Here is a 16,478-nt window from a genome sequence, read left to right as displayed (position 1 = left end):
GGCGAATTTTTTGAAAAGCGCGGTTAGACCTCTGCTACTACTGCTGCCAGGCGGCCGGCAATGCGAACGGCGGTGTCTGCGTCAGCGGCCTCGACCATCACGCGGAAGACCTCTTCAGTGCCGGAAGCGCGCAACAAGACACGACCGGTCTCGCCTAGCTCCGTTTCCGCGATCTCGATCGCTTCTAAGACCTTTGGGCTGGACATCACAATGGTCTTGTCGGTGACGGGCACGTTGATCAGCTTCTGCGGCAGGACAGTCATCGCTTCAGCTAGCGAACCAAGCGACAATCCAGTGTTTGCCATACGAGCCATCAATGCGAGGCCGGTAAGGGTGCCGTCGCCGGTGGTACCGAAATCAGGCAGCACGATATGCCCGGATTGTTCCCCGCCAAGCGAGTAATTCCCTGCGTTAAGCTCTTCCAAGACGTATCGATCGCCCACCTTGGTGGTCTTTACCTCGATTCCAGCGTCTTTCATTGCGAGCATGAGACCCAGGTTCGACATGACGGTAGCAACAAGGGTGTGCTTGCGCAGCTCGCCGTTGTCTTTCATAGCGATTGCCAGGATAGCCATGATTTGGTCACCGTCAACCACGTTGCCGTGTGCATCCACTGCTAAACAACGATCGGCATCACCATCGTGGGAAAGTCCGAGGTCTGCCCCATGCTCTACCACTGCCTTCTGAATTTCTTCAATATGGGTGGAGCCGCAGTTTTCGTTGATGTTGTACGAATTCGGCGAATTGTGGATCGCGATGACTTCAGCCCCCGCAGCCTGGTAAGCCATTGGTGCCACATCGGATGCAGCACCATTCGCGCAGTCCACTACCACTTTGATCCCGTTGAGATTTGCCGGGACAGCATCACGCAGGTGATTAAGGTAGCGTTCCCGTGCGTCTGGCGATTCTTCCAAGACGCGGCCAACGCCATGTCCAGTCGGCCCAGTTTCGATATTTTCGTTCAGGACACGCTCAATCTCATCCTCAACTTCGTCGGCAAGCTTGTGCCCGCCGGCTGCGAAGAACTTGATGCCGTTGTCTGGCATCGGGTTGTGGCTGGCAGAGACCATCACGCCCATGTCCGCACCATAATCGTCCGTGAGGAAGGCTACAGCAGGGGTGGGCAGCACTCCCACGCGCAGCACGTCGACACCGCGGGACGCCATACCTGCGGACAGCGCCGCCGCCAGCATCTCACCGGAAACACGCGGGTCACGGCCAACCACCGCGATCGGACGCCTTTTCGACGAGCGATTCTCCCGAGTAAGAACTTCCGCTGCAGCCTGCCCGAGCCGAAGAGCAAGGTTAACAGTCAAGGTCTCATTAGCGAGGCCACGCACACCATCGGTACCAAATAGTCGAGTCATACGTTCCATTATGCAGTGTGCCCGGATAAAGCTCCTCGTTGACTCCACCATCACTCAGTTGATCTTGCAGCTATTCCCGGTTAAGTCACAGCCAATGCTCGGATATAGGTTTTCCGTTAACCTGGTCCTTGTACCAATAGGCTCGACTGAATACGGAGGATAACTACTATGTCCAAGCTCCTAGGTAAGAAGATTGCCGTGCTGGTTACTAATGGCTTCGAGGATTCCGAGCTCACCAGGCCAATTGAAGCGGTGAAAACGGCTGGCGCTGAAGTCGTAGTGATTTCCACTGAATCTGGAGAGATTGAGGGCAAGAACGGCACCACGGTTGCTGTCGACCTAGAGACCGCGAAAGCTGTCGCTGCCGATTTCGACGCGCTACTCCTCCCTGGTGGAGTGAACAACACCGACACCATTCGAACGGATAAGCACGCGGTGGCGTTCGTGGCGGAGATCTTTGCTGCTGCGAAGCCAACTGGCGTCATTTGCCACGGTGGCTCGATCCTGACTGATGCCGATGTGTTGCGTGGCCGGACACTTACGTCTTACCCATCGATCAAGACCGATCTGGTGAACGCGGGCGCCAACTGGGTTGACGAGGAAGTCCATGTTGATCGTGGTTTGGTCTCCTCACGCACTCCCGCTGACCTGGACGCGTTTAACGCCAAGATCGTGGAAGAATTCGCCGAGGGTAAGCACTAGTAGCCCAATACAAAGCACCCAGTTCAGCAACCTCCTTGCAGGAGATGACTGAACCGGGTGCTTGTGTTTTCACGGCACTAGGCGCTACCTAGCTTTCCTTGCGCTACCTAACTTTCCTTGCGTCGCTTGACCAAAGCTGCGCCGAGGAGCAAGGTTATGGCTGCGATCAGCGCGATCCCCAATACGGAAGCGCCCGTATTGGCGAGAACGCCACTCTTGTTCTTCCCCTTTGCAATGCCGACAACTTTGTTTTCAGGCTTGTCTTGCTGTGGGGCTGCGTTGGCTACGCCACTAACTGCAGGGGTAGGCATTGCAGGTGCAGACGTCGTTGGCGCACCTACCGCAGTGGTAGGGGTCGGAGACGGAGTTGGTACCGGTGCCATGTTCGGCTTGTCACTGCTTACGTGAACGTCGGAAGAACCAGCCGACGAGAGTAATCCAGCACCGATCAGGACTGGGATAGCAATCCACCAGTTGCCGTCGATTGAGGATCCCGGTACTTCGGTCACTGAAGACAGAGGCGGGGTCGATGGCGTCGTAGCAGGAACTACTGACGTAGTCGGGATGACCACGGTCTGTGGTACGGACTTCAGGTCCTTATGCTCACCGATCTTGATGACATTCAGATCGACCCGATTCCCATTCTCATCCTGTACCTGCAGAGTTTCCGAACCGGGAGTCTTGGTTGGAACAACTACATAACCTTCCTCAAACACCACCAGTTTTTGACCAGCGTATGTTTCGAGCTGAGCGTCGCTCAAGGTGAAGGTCACTCGAGCTTCAGCTGGAGCTACAACGGAAGTTGCAGCCTTAGCTACTTCCTTACCGTTTTCATCAACCAGCGTTCCAAGGAACACCACCTGAGTTCCGACTGGTAGACCAACATACTTAATGGTGTCTACCACAGTGTTTCCCTCGGATAGCTCTGCAGTCGTGCCAAACTTCTGCGAGACATAAACCGTCTGCTTGAAGTCATTGATGTCACGGTGCGATGCCAAAGAAGGCTTTTCAGTAACGCCGTCCTTGATACCCGAATCAGCGAGAGTCACGGAACCTTCCAGCAGGGTTTCGAAGGCAACCAAGATTTGACCTTCATGCCCAGCAGGGATCGTGAATTCTAGGTCGATCGAACCATTCGCGGTAGTCGTCGTGAACGTCTTGGATTGCTTAATGCCGGTACCCAGACCAGTATTCTTGTCCATCAATTCACCGACGATAGTGTAGGTCTTGTTCACGGTCAGGCCACTGTAATCAACTGTGTCAATCACGGTGCCGCTTGGCTCAACAACCTTGTCCTTGTCGAGCTTGTCCACCGCCGAGGTTGCCAGCTTCGGCGATTCTGGATTCGCAGAAGGCGACGGGGTCGGCGAAGGCGACAGGGTCGGCGAAGGCGACAGGGTCGGCGAAGGCGACGGCGTCTGAGCTGCAGAAGGAGCCGGTTTCGGTGAAGGTGTCTCGATTGGCGAAGGCGAAGGAGTCGCAGAAGGCGACGGGGTCTGCAAACCCGCTTCGGCTTGATCGGTAACGATTAGCTTGTGACCTTCAGCCGTCACGGTATTTCCATTGACATCCGTCAAGGTAACCTGCCCACGGGCATCAACGTGGAACTTAATGTCCGTGACTGCCAAATAGCCCGTTGGAGCTGCTATTTCATGGAAGACGTAGTCACCTTCGGCCAGCTTGATTAGGTGCGGCGTGCTTGTCGACGTCCACGTCTCTTCAAATCCGTTCGGCCCGCTAACGGTGATCTGAGCTCCGACTAGCTCGTCGCCTGCGATATTGATCTTGGAGATCTCCACGGCCGGCTTATCAGTGATCGTTAGCTTCGCCCCGTTGGAATCCACAATATTTGCGAGATCTCCATCGACGATCGGATTGTTGTTGTATTTAGTTGCAACAACTGTCCCATCCGTATTCACAACAAATACGATGTCAGAAACTTCAACGAGACCTTTCGGAGCGCTGACTTCGTGGAAGACATATTCGCCTGGCTCCAGGGTCAAGACGTGCGGCGTGCTTGTCGACGTCCACGCCTCTTTAAACCCGTTCGGACCAGTTACGGTAATGCTGGCACCCTCGACCTCAGCACCCGCAATATCAACCTTGGAAATGGTGATTTCCTGAGTACCAGGAGTCAGGGTAGGCATTACTGAAACGGTCTGGGACGCAGAATTGATGTCCTCGTGAGTGATTACTTTGGCGTCACTTGGTGGAGTAGGCGCGGTTCCTTCACCCTGAGTGAAGTCTTGTGGCTGGGTGCCTGATGCATTTTCGAGGTTGCCGTTGGCATCCCATGCCCGTTCAAAAACAACGAGTTCTTCACCTGCAAAAGTTCCCGGAACTACAAATTCCAGCTTTACCTTCGGATTTGCTTCCGCCGCAATGAAGCTACCCCAGGCCGTGATTCCAGTTTCCGCGCCTGTTGCGGAGTCGTCCTTGAGCATGAGCTTGCCGGACACGATGTACTTCTCCCCCACGGTTAATCCGGTAAAGGCCACCTCGTCGACGATGATGCCACCAGTCGAAGGCAGTACCTTATCGCCATCGGCTTTGTCGGTTGCGGTCGTCGTGATGTTCGATGCCTCGTCGGTGACCTTCAGAGTTGCCCCTTGCGCAACACCATCGACACTCACCTGACCTTTTGCATCGACATGGAAATTGATGTCGGTGACGGCCACATAACCGTTAGGCGCGGCTACTTCATGGAAGACATAATCACCTTCAGGCAAGGAGATGACGCGTGCGGTCGTGGTGGATTCCCACTCCTCGACTACTTTGTCTCCCTGACGAATTTGGATGTTCGCTCCGGGGAGTTCATTACCTGCGATATCAACTTTCGAGATCGTTACCGGGAATGCCCCTGGCGCTTCCACTGTGACTGTCTGTCCAGCATCAGCTGCATCACGGTGGTAGCCGACAACATATTCGGTCGCTGGGTTACCAGCGGAATTCTTCACAAGCTCGTTATTTGCGTTGGTGGCGGAGATGCTTAGCGTTTCAAATACAACGTAGTCATGACCAACCTGTGCCGTCACTTCATCGAAAGTGACACTTTGCTCGCCATCGGCCTCAGTAGCTTGGAAAATGACAGTCTTGGTCTGCACTGGCTTGCTGAGATCGGACTTATCCATCAGCTCGGCCGTGAGCTTGTACCAGGTGTTCGGGATCAGCCCTTTGTACTTGACTACATCGGTGATCGTGGCAGTTTCGCCCGCAGTGATCGTCTTGTTGCCACCAGCGGTCGCGGTGGTTCCCAGTACCGCGTTATCTGCCTGTCGGACCAATCCCACAGTCTGTTCAGCGCTGTATGGGTCGATGTGAGTCGCAATTGGGGTTACCGACTGAACCGGCTTCGTGCTCGTAACCACCCCACCAGGAAGATCCGATTTCTTGTAAACGTACTCCAACACGGTGAAAGCATTGGAAACGTTTGGCTCCACATTCTTGATGAAATCTGCCGACAACTCGATAAGTACGTCGACGAAGTAGTCGCCGTCGATACCCTTGAATTCCTGGCTGCCACGTGCAATGACATTGTTCGTGCCGTACTCAACGAGCTCCGCGAATGCGACATACTCGGTTTGATCATCCTGGAAATTGTCAAGACGAATCGTGTCGAAAATCGTCTGTGGGTTGACGTCATCCACAGCGAGATTCTTCAGCTTTGGACCTTCAGTTTTATCAAATCCTGCAGTCGTCCCGATCCCGAGAGTTGGGGCGACGATCACAGTTTGGGCAGTGCTGTCCTTGTCTTCGTGTGAAGCAATTGGCCGCCCCACCGGATTCCCGGAAACGTCTGCCTGGTACAACACCTCGGTCATCGTGATGCGGTTGCTCTCGCCAGCATTGAGTTCCGATGCGTCGATTTCATATCGCACCTTGAATGTCCCCGAATACTGCTTCGGTTCTACTCCAGTCGGCGAAGTTACCTGAGCATCTCCGCCAGCACCGCCGACTACCTTGCCAGTCGCATCAATTCGAAAATCGACTAGCGTTTTGGAAGGTTGTTTTTTCCATTAATGAAGGCGCTGGTCTCAAACGTGTAAGACCCATCATTCAGGTTGGCAAAACTAATCTCATCGAATACTACGGCCTTGCCGTCTTTAATGTAGACAGTCTTGCTATCCTGCTCAGACCACGCATTCGTATGAATGGTCGGTCCGCCGTAGAAGGTCAACCACACAGTTTGGTCAAGGGAACCGAGTTCCTTGTGCTCCGCATAGCTTGGAGAGGTAGGAATCCCATTCGAATCGGTGGTCACCGATGTTCCAGCTGCGTAAGCCGCCTCGAAGACCACATAATGCTTGGAAATGGGAGCCTGCTGTGCGACGGCTGCATCAAGTTGTTGCTGCACCCAGTCACGGTCCAGGACGAGGTCGACAGTGACTTGGCCGTCGATAAGCTCTTGCGAATTGGCTTGGATTTCGGATTTCTTCACGCCACCCGCAATCGCGCCGGTCTCCTTATCGACCAACCAGGTGTAGAGATCGTAGGACTGGTTCTTGTTGAAGTTGTTCAGAGCAACAACGTCAGAAATAACGTTTTGCGCTTGAGCCGAGGTGATCGGGCGATTGACCAAAGTTTCATTTACCCGCGGAGTCAGCGAGTCATTAACTACTTTTCCGAAAGCATCAACGGCGGGCGCGCCGGTCGACGAGGTGAAGTTGTCCTTGACAACAGTTCCCATAGATGGATTCTCGTTTGGCACAGGCGTGTTCGGCACAAACTGCCCGCTAATAACGTTTTGCACGCCCTGGCCGTCATTGGACCAGTACTTGGCTTCGAAGAAGAAGAGTTGGAAGTTGCCCGGAGGAACTGGCTTCTGGAATAGCTCATCAAGGACCGCCCACATCGGTGGGTTTTCTTGACGACCATTAGCCGAGTTAGTCATCGCCCAAATCAAATCCGATACCTTGTAGCCGTTGTACATCAACGGCGCATCCGGAATCTGGCGGGAGCCATCAGAAGAAGGCAGGTACTGGGCGTAGTACAAGACCTTTTGGAATCGTTCGTAGAGCTGCGCTAGCTTAGCCGGATCATTGTCCGTAACTTTTAGCAGCGACTTATCCGACATGTACGAGTTCAGGGTAGCGCCATTGACGATGTCGAGACGGCGGTAGTCGAAACGATCTTCCTGGCCTGCGTACCAATCCGGATGTTCAAGGAATCGAGAGGTCTGCTCAGCATCGTGGTTGAAGCAGAATCCCTCGTAAATCTCGTTGGGATTGTTGATGTTGCGGACGTAGATGCTGTTACTGTCGTACGACCATGTTGAAAATGCGCGGTAATCATATGCGGCCGCAGCCTGCACAGGTTTGTGCGATTGGACTGCTACCACGCCCGGGAAAACCAGGGCAATGGCGGCGACGAACGCGAATATACGTGAAAACGCGCTACTCTTCCCCGCCGTTGCCCGGTGGTTGCCACCGGCAGTATGGAGTTGGATCATTGGAGTCTTTCAATAGCTGACACTATTAGCAGTGCCATCAAACGAACATCGATAACTACGCTTAAACTAAGGAAGCGGTTAAGTTATTGAGTATTATCTAAGAATAACAAACTTGCTATCGTATGAAAAACAGTTTCCATTGAATGAATCAGATTGCCGGAGATCCTGCCACATTCGCTCCAGCCTCAGAAAGCTACGATCGCTCACAAAAACGGTAACCGGCAGTTCAGAACTACTTTCGGAGTTGGATTCGTCAAATACTCCGTGTGTGAAATCAAGCTGGAATTCACGCAGTGGAATGCACCACAGTTCAGGCTGTAGTAATCCTCACCAAATTCATTTTCACTATTGCCTAAGAGTGATTAAGAAATCGTAAGGACCGTTTCCTGGTACTGTCGACACTCGCGATCAAAAGCAAAGCTTGAGGTCCGGCTGCGTCATCGCTGTCGCCATGCACACCTCACGATTATTGGGTTAAGTAAAGAAAAGTGTGTTTCGTCGGCGTGTCGCCAGCGGTGCGGGTGTGCTGCACAAGTGCTATGTCGTCGCTTCGGCGTAGTCCGACTACGTAGAACAGCGTTTTTTTAATGAATAAAATCCCACAGCGGTAGTCCGACTACACCGAAGTGACGACATCGAGCGAGCTAACGCACCCAGACAACAATAAATACTGGCTTCAGGCCCACAACACTGCGGAAAACACGTATCGGAGACACACTTTTCTTTACTTAACCACGATTATTAGCTGAGGCGTTCACCACAAATGAAGCTGAAAGCCCTGACAGAATTCGCAGCCAACTTGACCACACCGGGGCGCCACAACTTAGCCAATTTCAGACGCTACGGTGTGGTCAAGTTGGATAACACAACGCGCAATGTCTTTCTTCCCCCATCGACACTGGCACAGCACTGCATCAACACTGCTACAGCACTGCTCCTGAATCTTCGAACGACTTACTCCGCACACCCGCTCACCTGCGCGCGGTTCGAAATCATCTACATCCTCTTCAAACAACAACAAAACCGCTCTGCCCACCCCAAAAAGGAGTGGCCAGAGCGGTTTTGGCAAAAGGCGATACGCGCCTCGTACGCGAAGCGATTAACGCTTGGAGTACTGAGGTGCGCGACGTGCCTTGTGGAGACCGGCCTTCTTGCGCTCGACGGCACGAGCGTCACGAGTGAGGAAGCCAGCCTTCTTCAGGGCTGCACGGTCAGCTGGGTTGTATGCGTTCAACGCGCGAGCGATCGCGAGGCGAAGTGCACCAGCCTGGCCGGTAGGGCCGCCGCCAACCAGGTTAGCCTGGATGTCGAACTGGCCTTCACGGTCGATGAGAACCAGTGGAGCCTTGATCAGCTGCTGGTGCAGCTTGTTCGGGAAGTAATCCTCGAGGGTGCGGCCGTTGCAGGTGATCTGGCCGGAGCCAGCAACCATGCGAACACGAACGATGGCGCGCTTACGGCGACCAACGGTCTGGATTGGGCCTTCGGTGATCACTGGAGCTGCGACAGCGTCCTCAGACGCGGTTTCAACATTGATGGCGTCGCCGATGGTGTTGGTGAACTCCTCGGTTGCAGCGGTTGCAGCAGCGATGTCTGCAGCGTCAGCAGCCTGGGTTTCGTTGATGTTTGCTTCAGTCATTACTGGGCCACCTGCTTGATTTCGAAGGTTTCAGGCTTCTGAGCAGCGTATGGGTGCTCGGAGCCGGCGAAAACGCGCAGCTTCTTCACAGAAGCACGGGTCAGCTTGTTGTGCGGCATCATGCCTTCGATTGCTTCGAAGACGACGCGCTCTGGGTGCAGTTCCATGGAGCGACCAAGGGTCATGGTCTTCAGGCCACCTGGGTAGCCGGAGTGACGGTAGCGGAATTCGCGGTCACGCTTGTTGGAAGAGATGTGCACCTTGTCCGCGTTGATGATGATGACGTAGTCACCACAGTCAACGTTTGGAGCAAAGTAAGGCTTACGCTTGCCACGCAGGAGGTCCGCAGCGGTTACTGCGAGACGACCCAGCACCACGTCAGTGGCGTCGATGACGTACCACTTACGAGTTACGTCACCGCTCTTTGGGTGAAAAGTAGACAAAATGACTCCTTATAAGTCTGTCTAGGACTGCCAGCCAACCCATGTGTTTTGCAACCCTCTCGGCGGCCGGTGGGGACCCGAGTTGATACTTAAAAAGCACACATAGACTCACCTACCCTAATGCACTACGCGTCCAAAACAAAAATCGCGTGGCACCAGGTTTACGCAATGGTCACGGCCAATGCTTCTCGACGTCTTCCACCTCGTCGAAAAGCTCGAAGCCGTGAGCACTGGCGGGCCTGGGCCACGCGATGAGCTCGTTAGTTGGCTTTTAGCGGGTAAGGATTTTTGGGTTATCCCCAGCTAGCTGCGGCCATTCGGTTGACCTCCGACATGCGGTCGTTTCCTTCGCGCACCGTCGAGGCAATAGTAGCCAAGATGGTGTTGAGTTCAGCAGCGGAACGGTCCCACTTCTGCTGCGCTTCCTGATAAGCCGTAGCCGAGGTGCCTTCCCACGTTGCGACCATGGGCTGGATTTGGGTTTTGAGTGCGTCGAGCAGCGAGTTGATGCGGCCAGAGGTCGCGTTGATGTCCATGGCTGCAGTCTCGATCTCGCCGAAGGAGTACTTGATCATTTGGTTCATGGTGATTGTCCTTATCTGAATTGAGGGTTAGAGCGCCAGGCCCTGGCCACCGATGTTGTTGAAGGCAGTCGAGTTGTCCGCCTCCATGCTGTCGAAGTTTTTAGCGTTAGCGAGAGTAAAAGTTGGGGTGTAAATAGAAAATGGCCCCACGAGGTGCGGTAACACCAACATGGGGCCTAGACGAAACGGAGCACAACCTCCGCCCGCGTCATGCCTCACACACTACCAGATCAGGCATAGCGAGCACACCCTTTACCGGGGCCGTCGTTACGAGATTAGCCCGACGGGATAACCAGCAATCGGCGTTTAACGAGCCAGCTCGTAAGGAGAAGATGCAACGCCCATCTTCCACCAATAGCCCGCCTGATCAGCCAGCTAAAGGTCATAGGTTGAGCCCCTCACGCTAACGACGTGACGGGGCTACAACCCGTGGGATAGCAACGGTTGGCGGTCAAAAGGGCAGGCACGCTGGGCAGGCTATCCAGCGAGGGGCACACTTGTGTTCCTTATGGCCACCACAGCAACCACCACCTACCAGAAGGAAGAAAACAATGACAGACAACAACGACGCCATCACATTGGCCGAAGCGATCACAGATCAAGTCCTCATACAACTGGTATGCCACTTCCCCGCCAGCACGAGCGACTTCCCCAACACCGTGACAGTAGATGATCTCCAGAACGTCGCAAAGCTCACAGGAACCACCGTGTCACACATTTTCGAGGAAGCGGAAACCATCGTCGGTCAACCTAAAGACAGGCTAAGCTTCAGCGTCAGGTAGCGAGCTCCGCATGAGCATGTCATAATCCAATTCAGTCACCCATCCCCCGAGGGGTGGCGAGGCCCCGGCGTAGATCACCCCCTATAGCTCCGCCGGGGTCGATCTATTCCCCACCTAGTACGTCGCTTCACACCTACGGGGAATGGGTCGGAGGGTTTATCGGAAATTTCCGAGAAATCCAACGCCGCTTCGCGCCCACGGGGAACAGGGATCGGTGACGTCAGCCTGGCTTACGTCATCGAACGTCGCTTCGCGCCTACGGGGAACAAGGAGTCTTGTACCCGGTCATTTTTGACCGTATAGAACGCCGCTTCGCGCCCACGGGGAACAGGGTTTTCCCGAAAGCTTCCCGGAGATGGGAAGCAACGTCGCTTCGCGCCTAGGGGGAACAGATTCCCAAGATCTTGGGAATCCAGTGAGCCGTAAACGTCGCTTCGCGCCTACGGGGAACAGACTCCACCACCAGCTACTTAGCCCGTTTCCGATAGCGGTTCAGCACCGCGAGCTCCACGAGGTTAAACCCCTGGAAACCAGCGTCCCGATAAAACGAGTACGGGCCAACCTGCTCCCGCTGTTGAATCTGCTCCGGATTAGCAAGGATCCGAGCGGCCACAGCAGTGATCACAGCATCCACTCCAGGACGCAATACGCCCCCACGCTTATGACGCCCGCGACAATACGCATCCACGAACGCCTCCGCCATACTCAACGCCTGCTGTGCTTGCGCCTGCACGTTCGGGCCCGTAGCCCCCGTAAACTTGATCAACTCATCCGGCGTCACAACGGCACACCTCCAGCCATACTCTTAGAAAGTTTGACCTCCACCCCACCCACGCGGGTGCCGAACGGGGAAACATGCTTGGACACTTCACCGTCCACGTACCAGGTGGCGCCACGGACTTCAATCTCCGCGCCAGGCTTCACACCAGCCGGCACCGACCAACCATGTGGCACGAGCAGGCGGGCACGGGTAGCGACAACAGCCACGAGGCCACCACCATCACCCTTCAACGTGTCGGTGGACTCAGGTACGACCACGGCTAGGAAATCGACGCCGGTAGTACCGATCACTTTCCCGTATTGGTTTCGCTGAACACCCGTGACCACGCGCACCGACTCCCCCTGCAACCGGGACACTAGGCGCCCGCCGCCTCAAGAATCACAACACCCTTCGGATTGAGCAGACCAAGGTCATAACGGGTCACAACACGGATACCAACCTCGTCATACTCCGCGTAGCGCTCATTCAGGATCGTTATCGCCGGATCGACGTCACGCACAACCGCGACCTGCTTCATGTCGAGCAGCGCGGCCTTACCCGCTGGCACCTTGTTCGACACCGTGACCGGGATACCAAACAGCTTGTAGGTGGTATCCGAAGTGATGTCCTCGGTGAGGATGTACCGGCCGTTGCCGTCCTTGACCTTCCGCAAGGTGAAGAAATCACCGGCGTTGATGAACCAGCGGTTAGGGGTTACTTCCTTCGCCGTCGTTAGCGCCAGGGCGTCGAGCAGGCTGTCCGGCTTCGACAAGTCAAGCGCGCCCTTCTGGGTGCCCGGCTGGTTGAAAATGCCAGTGATCGTGTTGTCGGAACCGTCACCAACGAGCAGGGCATCATCAAGCTTGTTCTTCACATCAGTGACGATGCGCTGCTGCATGATCGGAGACACACCAATCGCAGCCATACGGATCAGCTCGTTAGTGAACCGGCAAATCACCTTCAACGACTTACGTTCCTTCGGCATCAGCGGAATCTCCGAGAAACCCGCCGTGTAATTGTCCGGGATCAGCTCGCCTTCACCCACCCAAGTGACATCACCGGAGGAATCGAGCCTCGGAACGCGCACCGGTTCGGAGCTGGGGAAGATCGTCGGGCCGGATGCAAGCACGATGGACGCCGCTTCGAGCGGCTGAACGAGCATCGTGGACACCTGATCCTTAATCAGAGTGCCGTGGTTAGAAGTGGTATTAGTGGCCATGAGAAAACTCCCCTTCCGGAGTCAAGAGAAAATGGTTAATTTTCGCTGACTCCGCCGGGGAGCTATGCGATGAAGGCCAACACCGCCAGGGCGTCTAACCCGCACCCACCATAACATAACGTCACAGTGTCGTAAATACTAGTAGCCCCTAATCGCCTTGATCAGGTCAAATTCAGCCGGCTTAGCTCCACCACGGTTACCTTGCCCCGCATCCCCTATCGGGCGCATCGCCTTCATCCGTGGGTTCTTCTCAACCAGGGCTGTGATTGCCGCCGAGAGCTGTTCAGGATCCTCGAGGTGTTCCGCGTGAAACGGTAGATCCGCCGGATCTGCGAGGCGCCCATCCAGCTTCACGAGCGCCAGGTGCAACTGCTGCTCGAGGGTATCGGTTCGCTTCGCACGTTCACGGTATTTCGCCGCTTCCTTACGCAAATCCTCGACAACCTTACGCGGGAACATATCCGGGGAGTCGTGTTCCGCGGCATCCTTTGTGGGGTGCTCATCACCCCGGTTGGAACCATCTCGATCTTCACCACGGTTCACTTCCGACGCCGTCATCCCATTGGGTTCAACGCCCAAATTCGAGTTGGGGTCATCATGACCATTACTAACTGCGTAGCGATCATCACCATGCGGGACTTCATTCTTAACCTCTTGATTTTCCATTTCTTTACGCTCCAATCTTTTCTTCACCCACACGAGCGCGGGCTTCATCGGTACTGATCACTTCTTGCTGCACGAGTTTCACCGCCGCGTCTGCTTCCTGCGCAATTGAGCGCGTGGAAGGGTCTGCCCACTGGACAGATGCCTCCACACGATCCGGGGACACACCAGCATCAATGGCCACCATGAGCCGTACCGCCCACTCCAGCGGCTTATCAAAAACGCGGATCCTGGACTGCGCCCGCGACGTCAGCGCAACCTCCGACGCCCGCAATGCTTCGGCCGTCGCCGGGTTACTCGTTGTGACACCCACGAGGTGCCCCGGCAGGCCACTGATCGCCATGATCTGCTGCACGATCAGATTCACGCCGGTTTCATAGCCAGCGAGATCCGCGCCCTGCAGTTGACCAAACTTCGCGTCCGCCTGCTCCGCCACCCACAGATCATCCGAGTCCTTAAACGGAGACTCCGCCGACACCTCATCGGCCACCGCGTCGACGTCAACAACCTCCACCGGCGCATCCGCCTCAAAACCAGCATCCGGCAAAAACACCGATTCCGGATCCTCAAGCTCCACACCCGTCACCCACCGCTTAGGACGAGCCACCGCCTCCGACGTCACCAACATGTCCACAATCAGCTTGTTCAACGCATCCACCAGCGGCGCCAAATCATCCACCACACTCGAGCCCGCCTGATCACCTACCCGCTCAATATTGAGCAGCTCAACCACCGGCACCACCCCAAGAGGATTCGGAATCGACCGGACGAAACGCAGCTTGCCATCGGTAGCCGACTGCTCCAGATGCACAATCTCCTTCGGCAAATACTTCACAAAATGAGTGGCAAGCTCAACATTGTTATGATCACGCACCACCCACCGCTTCAACGCACCCACCACACCATTCGTGATCGGGTCACGCTCAACTACCACATGCTCCGCCGTCTCCACACTGATCGACGGACGCCCAAACTCATCCGCCCACACCACAAGGAACGCCGAACCCACCGCCAACGCATCCACAAGCGCGGCCTGAACCAGCATCGGCATATCCGCATCCGCCCACAACTTCCACGCCCGCTCCGACACATCACGCCCATCAACCGACGCCAAAATACCAGTGACGTTCAACCGCTCCCCCACAGCACCCACAGCCACCTTGCACAAGTTCGCCGTGAAACCAGCAATCTGTGGATCCACAGTGGACTTCATGAACCGCAACGGCTGCCGCCCGCGGTAATACATATCGCGCCGCGCAATCACCGGCTGCGCATGATCTAAGCGCGCCACCAAACTTTCCGTCGACACCCTCATCGCTTAAAACTCCTAACTTTCTTTTTGAAACGCTTACTCCCCAACCAAAACGCGCGACTGTACGCCATCACCGACGCCACAGCCCCATCAATGTGCTGGGTCTTACTTGCCTTATCCAACTTCATGCCCGTACCAGATTCCTTAATCTGCGCCGCAAGCATGTGCTTGTTCAACCGCTGATCCTCCGCATGGGTCAAGTTCCCATCCAGCGCAGCGGCCTTAAACTCCGCCAAGGAAGGCGACATACGCCCCGCCGACTGCGAAAACTTCGTCACACGCAGCCCCGCATCCTCAAGCACCTGCAACGTCCGCATCCACAAAAACGGATCCCCCGTCACCTCAACCACCTTGTACTGCCGTGCCAGCTCCAAGACACGGGCCTCCACCTCCGCATGAGACACCTCATAATCCGGGTCATGATCACCAAACCACCACCCCGCAACCTCAAGATGAGGCTTCGCAGACACCGACGCCATCATCAGCACCGTGGCATCCCACCGCTGCGACCCATCCAACGCCAACACAACCTTCGTGCCACGCGGAATTTGCACACCCGGCCGGGCCTGCCGACGCCACGCATCCGCCGGCATGAACGACTCACCACTTTGAGTAATCCAAACCCCCATGCGAGCACGACGCCACTCCGCCTCCGACGTCTTCGGCGGCGCCTGCGCCCGCACCGTCTCCGCATCCAAAAAATCACCATATGCAGGATTAGCAGCAATGATCGCATCCCAATCATCACTAGCGGCATTATCCGGCGCCCCATACTCCACCAACGACACCGACGGATCACCACCACGAGCAGCAACAACCAGATCCCAAAACGGCGACCTGTCACGCATCCGCGGCTTCGACGGAGTACCAATACCAAACAACTTCGACCCCGGACGCTTCAACGACAACAACGCAGCCTCAAAAACATCCCGCTCCACAAAACCAATCTCATCCACAATCGCCGTAGTCAGATCCTCACCCTCCACCGCCGACTGCTCCGACGCCACCGCCAAAACATGAGAATCCGTAAACGGGTACGTGATCTTGTCCTTATAGATCTCACACCGACAAGCCAGATCCTCATTCAGCTCAACCATGCGCGCCATCGTCTTAACGAGAGCCCGCGCCCTCGTGTCGTTCTGCGCCACAACCAACCCCGCCGACCCCTCACCACCGTAAAAAAGACGATAGAGAGACACCGCAGCAATCAAACCAGACTTGCCATTACCACGCGGGATACACAGCAAATTCGTTTTCGCCTCACCCTCAAAAAACGGACGCACCGCCTCCAACTGCCACGGACGCGGCCGGAACGGAGACAACGCACCCACACCCTTCGGCACCTTAAGGAACCGATGGCAGAACAAACGAAAATGCTCCACCGTCCCCACCTTCGCCCGCGACTTCCACGGCAACGGCTCCAACACACGCGGCCCCTTTGGACCCCGCTTCAAACTCATTGGTCACCACCCATCATTTACACTTACCAATCATCATAAACTACCAATTAATACGGACAGGGAGCCGGGCCGCGGGGGGTGTAGCTCATGAACCCTCG

Annotated in this window: 15 protein-coding genes; 2 read left to right on the top strand and 13 right to left on the bottom strand. The window is 55.6% G+C overall.

Annotated elements, in window-relative coordinates; translation table 11 throughout:
• Window positions 1-23: 23 nt before the first annotated feature.
• A complete protein-coding gene (gene glmM, locus CEPID_RS02230; protein WP_047239582.1) occupies window positions 24-1,367 on the bottom strand; it encodes a phosphoglucosamine mutase in 1,344 nt (447 codons plus the stop codon).
• Between the two features lie 168 nt (window positions 1,368-1,535).
• On the opposite strand from glmM, the gene CEPID_RS02225 reads away from it, so the two are divergent.
• Complete coding sequence (locus tag CEPID_RS02225) at window positions 1,536-2,069, top strand: type 1 glutamine amidotransferase domain-containing protein (protein WP_047239581.1); 534 nt, start codon at window positions 1,536-1,538, stop codon at window positions 2,067-2,069.
• Between the two features lie 107 nt (window positions 2,070-2,176).
• On the opposite strand, the gene CEPID_RS13280 is transcribed toward CEPID_RS02225, so the two are convergent.
• From CEPID_RS13280 to CEPID_RS13275, 6 genes are all read right to left on the bottom strand, one after another.
• Window positions 2,177-6,046, bottom strand: a complete 3,870-nt coding sequence (locus CEPID_RS13280; RefSeq protein WP_236684310.1) for a VaFE repeat-containing surface-anchored protein — start codon at window positions 6,044-6,046, stop codon at window positions 2,177-2,179.
• A gap of 11 nt (window positions 6,047-6,057) precedes the next feature.
• The gene (locus CEPID_RS02215; protein WP_047239579.1) at window positions 6,058-7,518 is read right to left on the bottom strand and encodes a VaFE repeat-containing surface-anchored protein; all 1,461 of its coding nucleotides are present in this window, start codon (window positions 7,516-7,518) and stop codon (window positions 6,058-6,060) included.
• Window positions 7,519-8,617: 1,099 nt separating this feature from the next.
• On the bottom strand, window positions 8,618-9,157 hold the full coding sequence (gene rpsI / locus CEPID_RS02210) for a 30S ribosomal protein S9 (RefSeq protein ID WP_047239578.1): 540 nt from the start codon (window positions 9,155-9,157) through the stop codon (window positions 8,618-8,620).
• Entirely contained in the window at window positions 9,157-9,600 is a 444-nt protein-coding gene (gene rplM / locus CEPID_RS02205; protein ID WP_047239577.1) for a 50S ribosomal protein L13, read from the bottom strand. Before rplM ends, rpsI begins: the two co-directional genes overlap by 1 nt.
• 293 nt (window positions 9,601-9,893) lie before the next feature.
• The gene (locus CEPID_RS02200; protein ID WP_047239576.1) at window positions 9,894-10,184 is read right to left on the bottom strand and encodes a WXG100 family type VII secretion target; all 291 of its coding nucleotides are present in this window, start codon (window positions 10,182-10,184) and stop codon (window positions 9,894-9,896) included.
• 27 nt (window positions 10,185-10,211) lie between these two features.
• Window positions 10,212-10,355, bottom strand: a complete 144-nt coding sequence (locus CEPID_RS13275) for a hypothetical protein (RefSeq protein WP_158408009.1) — start codon at window positions 10,353-10,355, stop codon at window positions 10,212-10,214.
• Between the two features lie 380 nt (window positions 10,356-10,735).
• Here CEPID_RS13275 and CEPID_RS02195 point away from each other — a divergent pair, with 380 nt between their 5' ends.
• Entirely contained in the window at window positions 10,736-10,966 is a 231-nt protein-coding gene (locus CEPID_RS02195) for a hypothetical protein (RefSeq protein ID WP_047239575.1), read from the top strand.
• 466 nt (window positions 10,967-11,432) lie between these two features.
• Here CEPID_RS02195 and CEPID_RS02190 read toward each other — a convergent pair whose 3' ends face one another.
• The 6 genes from CEPID_RS02190 to CEPID_RS02165 form a co-directional block, all read right to left on the bottom strand.
• The gene (locus tag CEPID_RS02190; RefSeq protein WP_047239574.1) at window positions 11,433-11,747 is read right to left on the bottom strand and encodes a hypothetical protein; all 315 of its coding nucleotides are present in this window, start codon (window positions 11,745-11,747) and stop codon (window positions 11,433-11,435) included.
• Window positions 11,744-12,103: a hypothetical protein gene (locus CEPID_RS02185; protein ID WP_047239573.1), complete on the bottom strand. Its 360-nt coding sequence runs from the start codon at window positions 12,101-12,103 to the stop codon at window positions 11,744-11,746. The genes CEPID_RS02190 and CEPID_RS02185 overlap by 4 nt, the downstream gene beginning before the upstream one ends.
• Entirely contained in the window at window positions 12,103-12,945 is an 843-nt protein-coding gene (locus CEPID_RS02180; RefSeq protein ID WP_047239572.1) for a phage major capsid protein, read from the bottom strand. Before CEPID_RS02180 ends, CEPID_RS02185 begins: the two co-directional genes overlap by 1 nt.
• 138 nt (window positions 12,946-13,083) lie before the next feature.
• On the bottom strand, window positions 13,084-13,611 hold the full coding sequence (locus CEPID_RS13065) for a hypothetical protein (RefSeq protein WP_144413419.1): 528 nt from the start codon (window positions 13,609-13,611) through the stop codon (window positions 13,084-13,086).
• Between the two features lie 4 nt (window positions 13,612-13,615).
• Window positions 13,616-14,923: a phage portal protein gene (locus tag CEPID_RS02170; RefSeq protein WP_047239571.1), complete on the bottom strand. Its 1,308-nt coding sequence runs from the start codon at window positions 14,921-14,923 to the stop codon at window positions 13,616-13,618.
• Entirely contained in the window at window positions 14,920-16,380 is a 1,461-nt protein-coding gene (locus CEPID_RS02165) for a terminase TerL endonuclease subunit (protein WP_052843292.1), read from the bottom strand. The genes CEPID_RS02170 and CEPID_RS02165 overlap by 4 nt, the downstream gene beginning before the upstream one ends.
• Window positions 16,381-16,478: the final 98 nt, after the last annotated feature.

The organism is Corynebacterium epidermidicanis (assembly GCF_001021025.1).
Lineage (GTDB): Bacteria > Actinomycetota > Actinomycetes > Mycobacteriales > Mycobacteriaceae > Corynebacterium > Corynebacterium epidermidicanis.
Note: the sequence above shows the minus strand (reverse complement) of the source record. Positions and strands in the feature narration are given on the sequence as shown.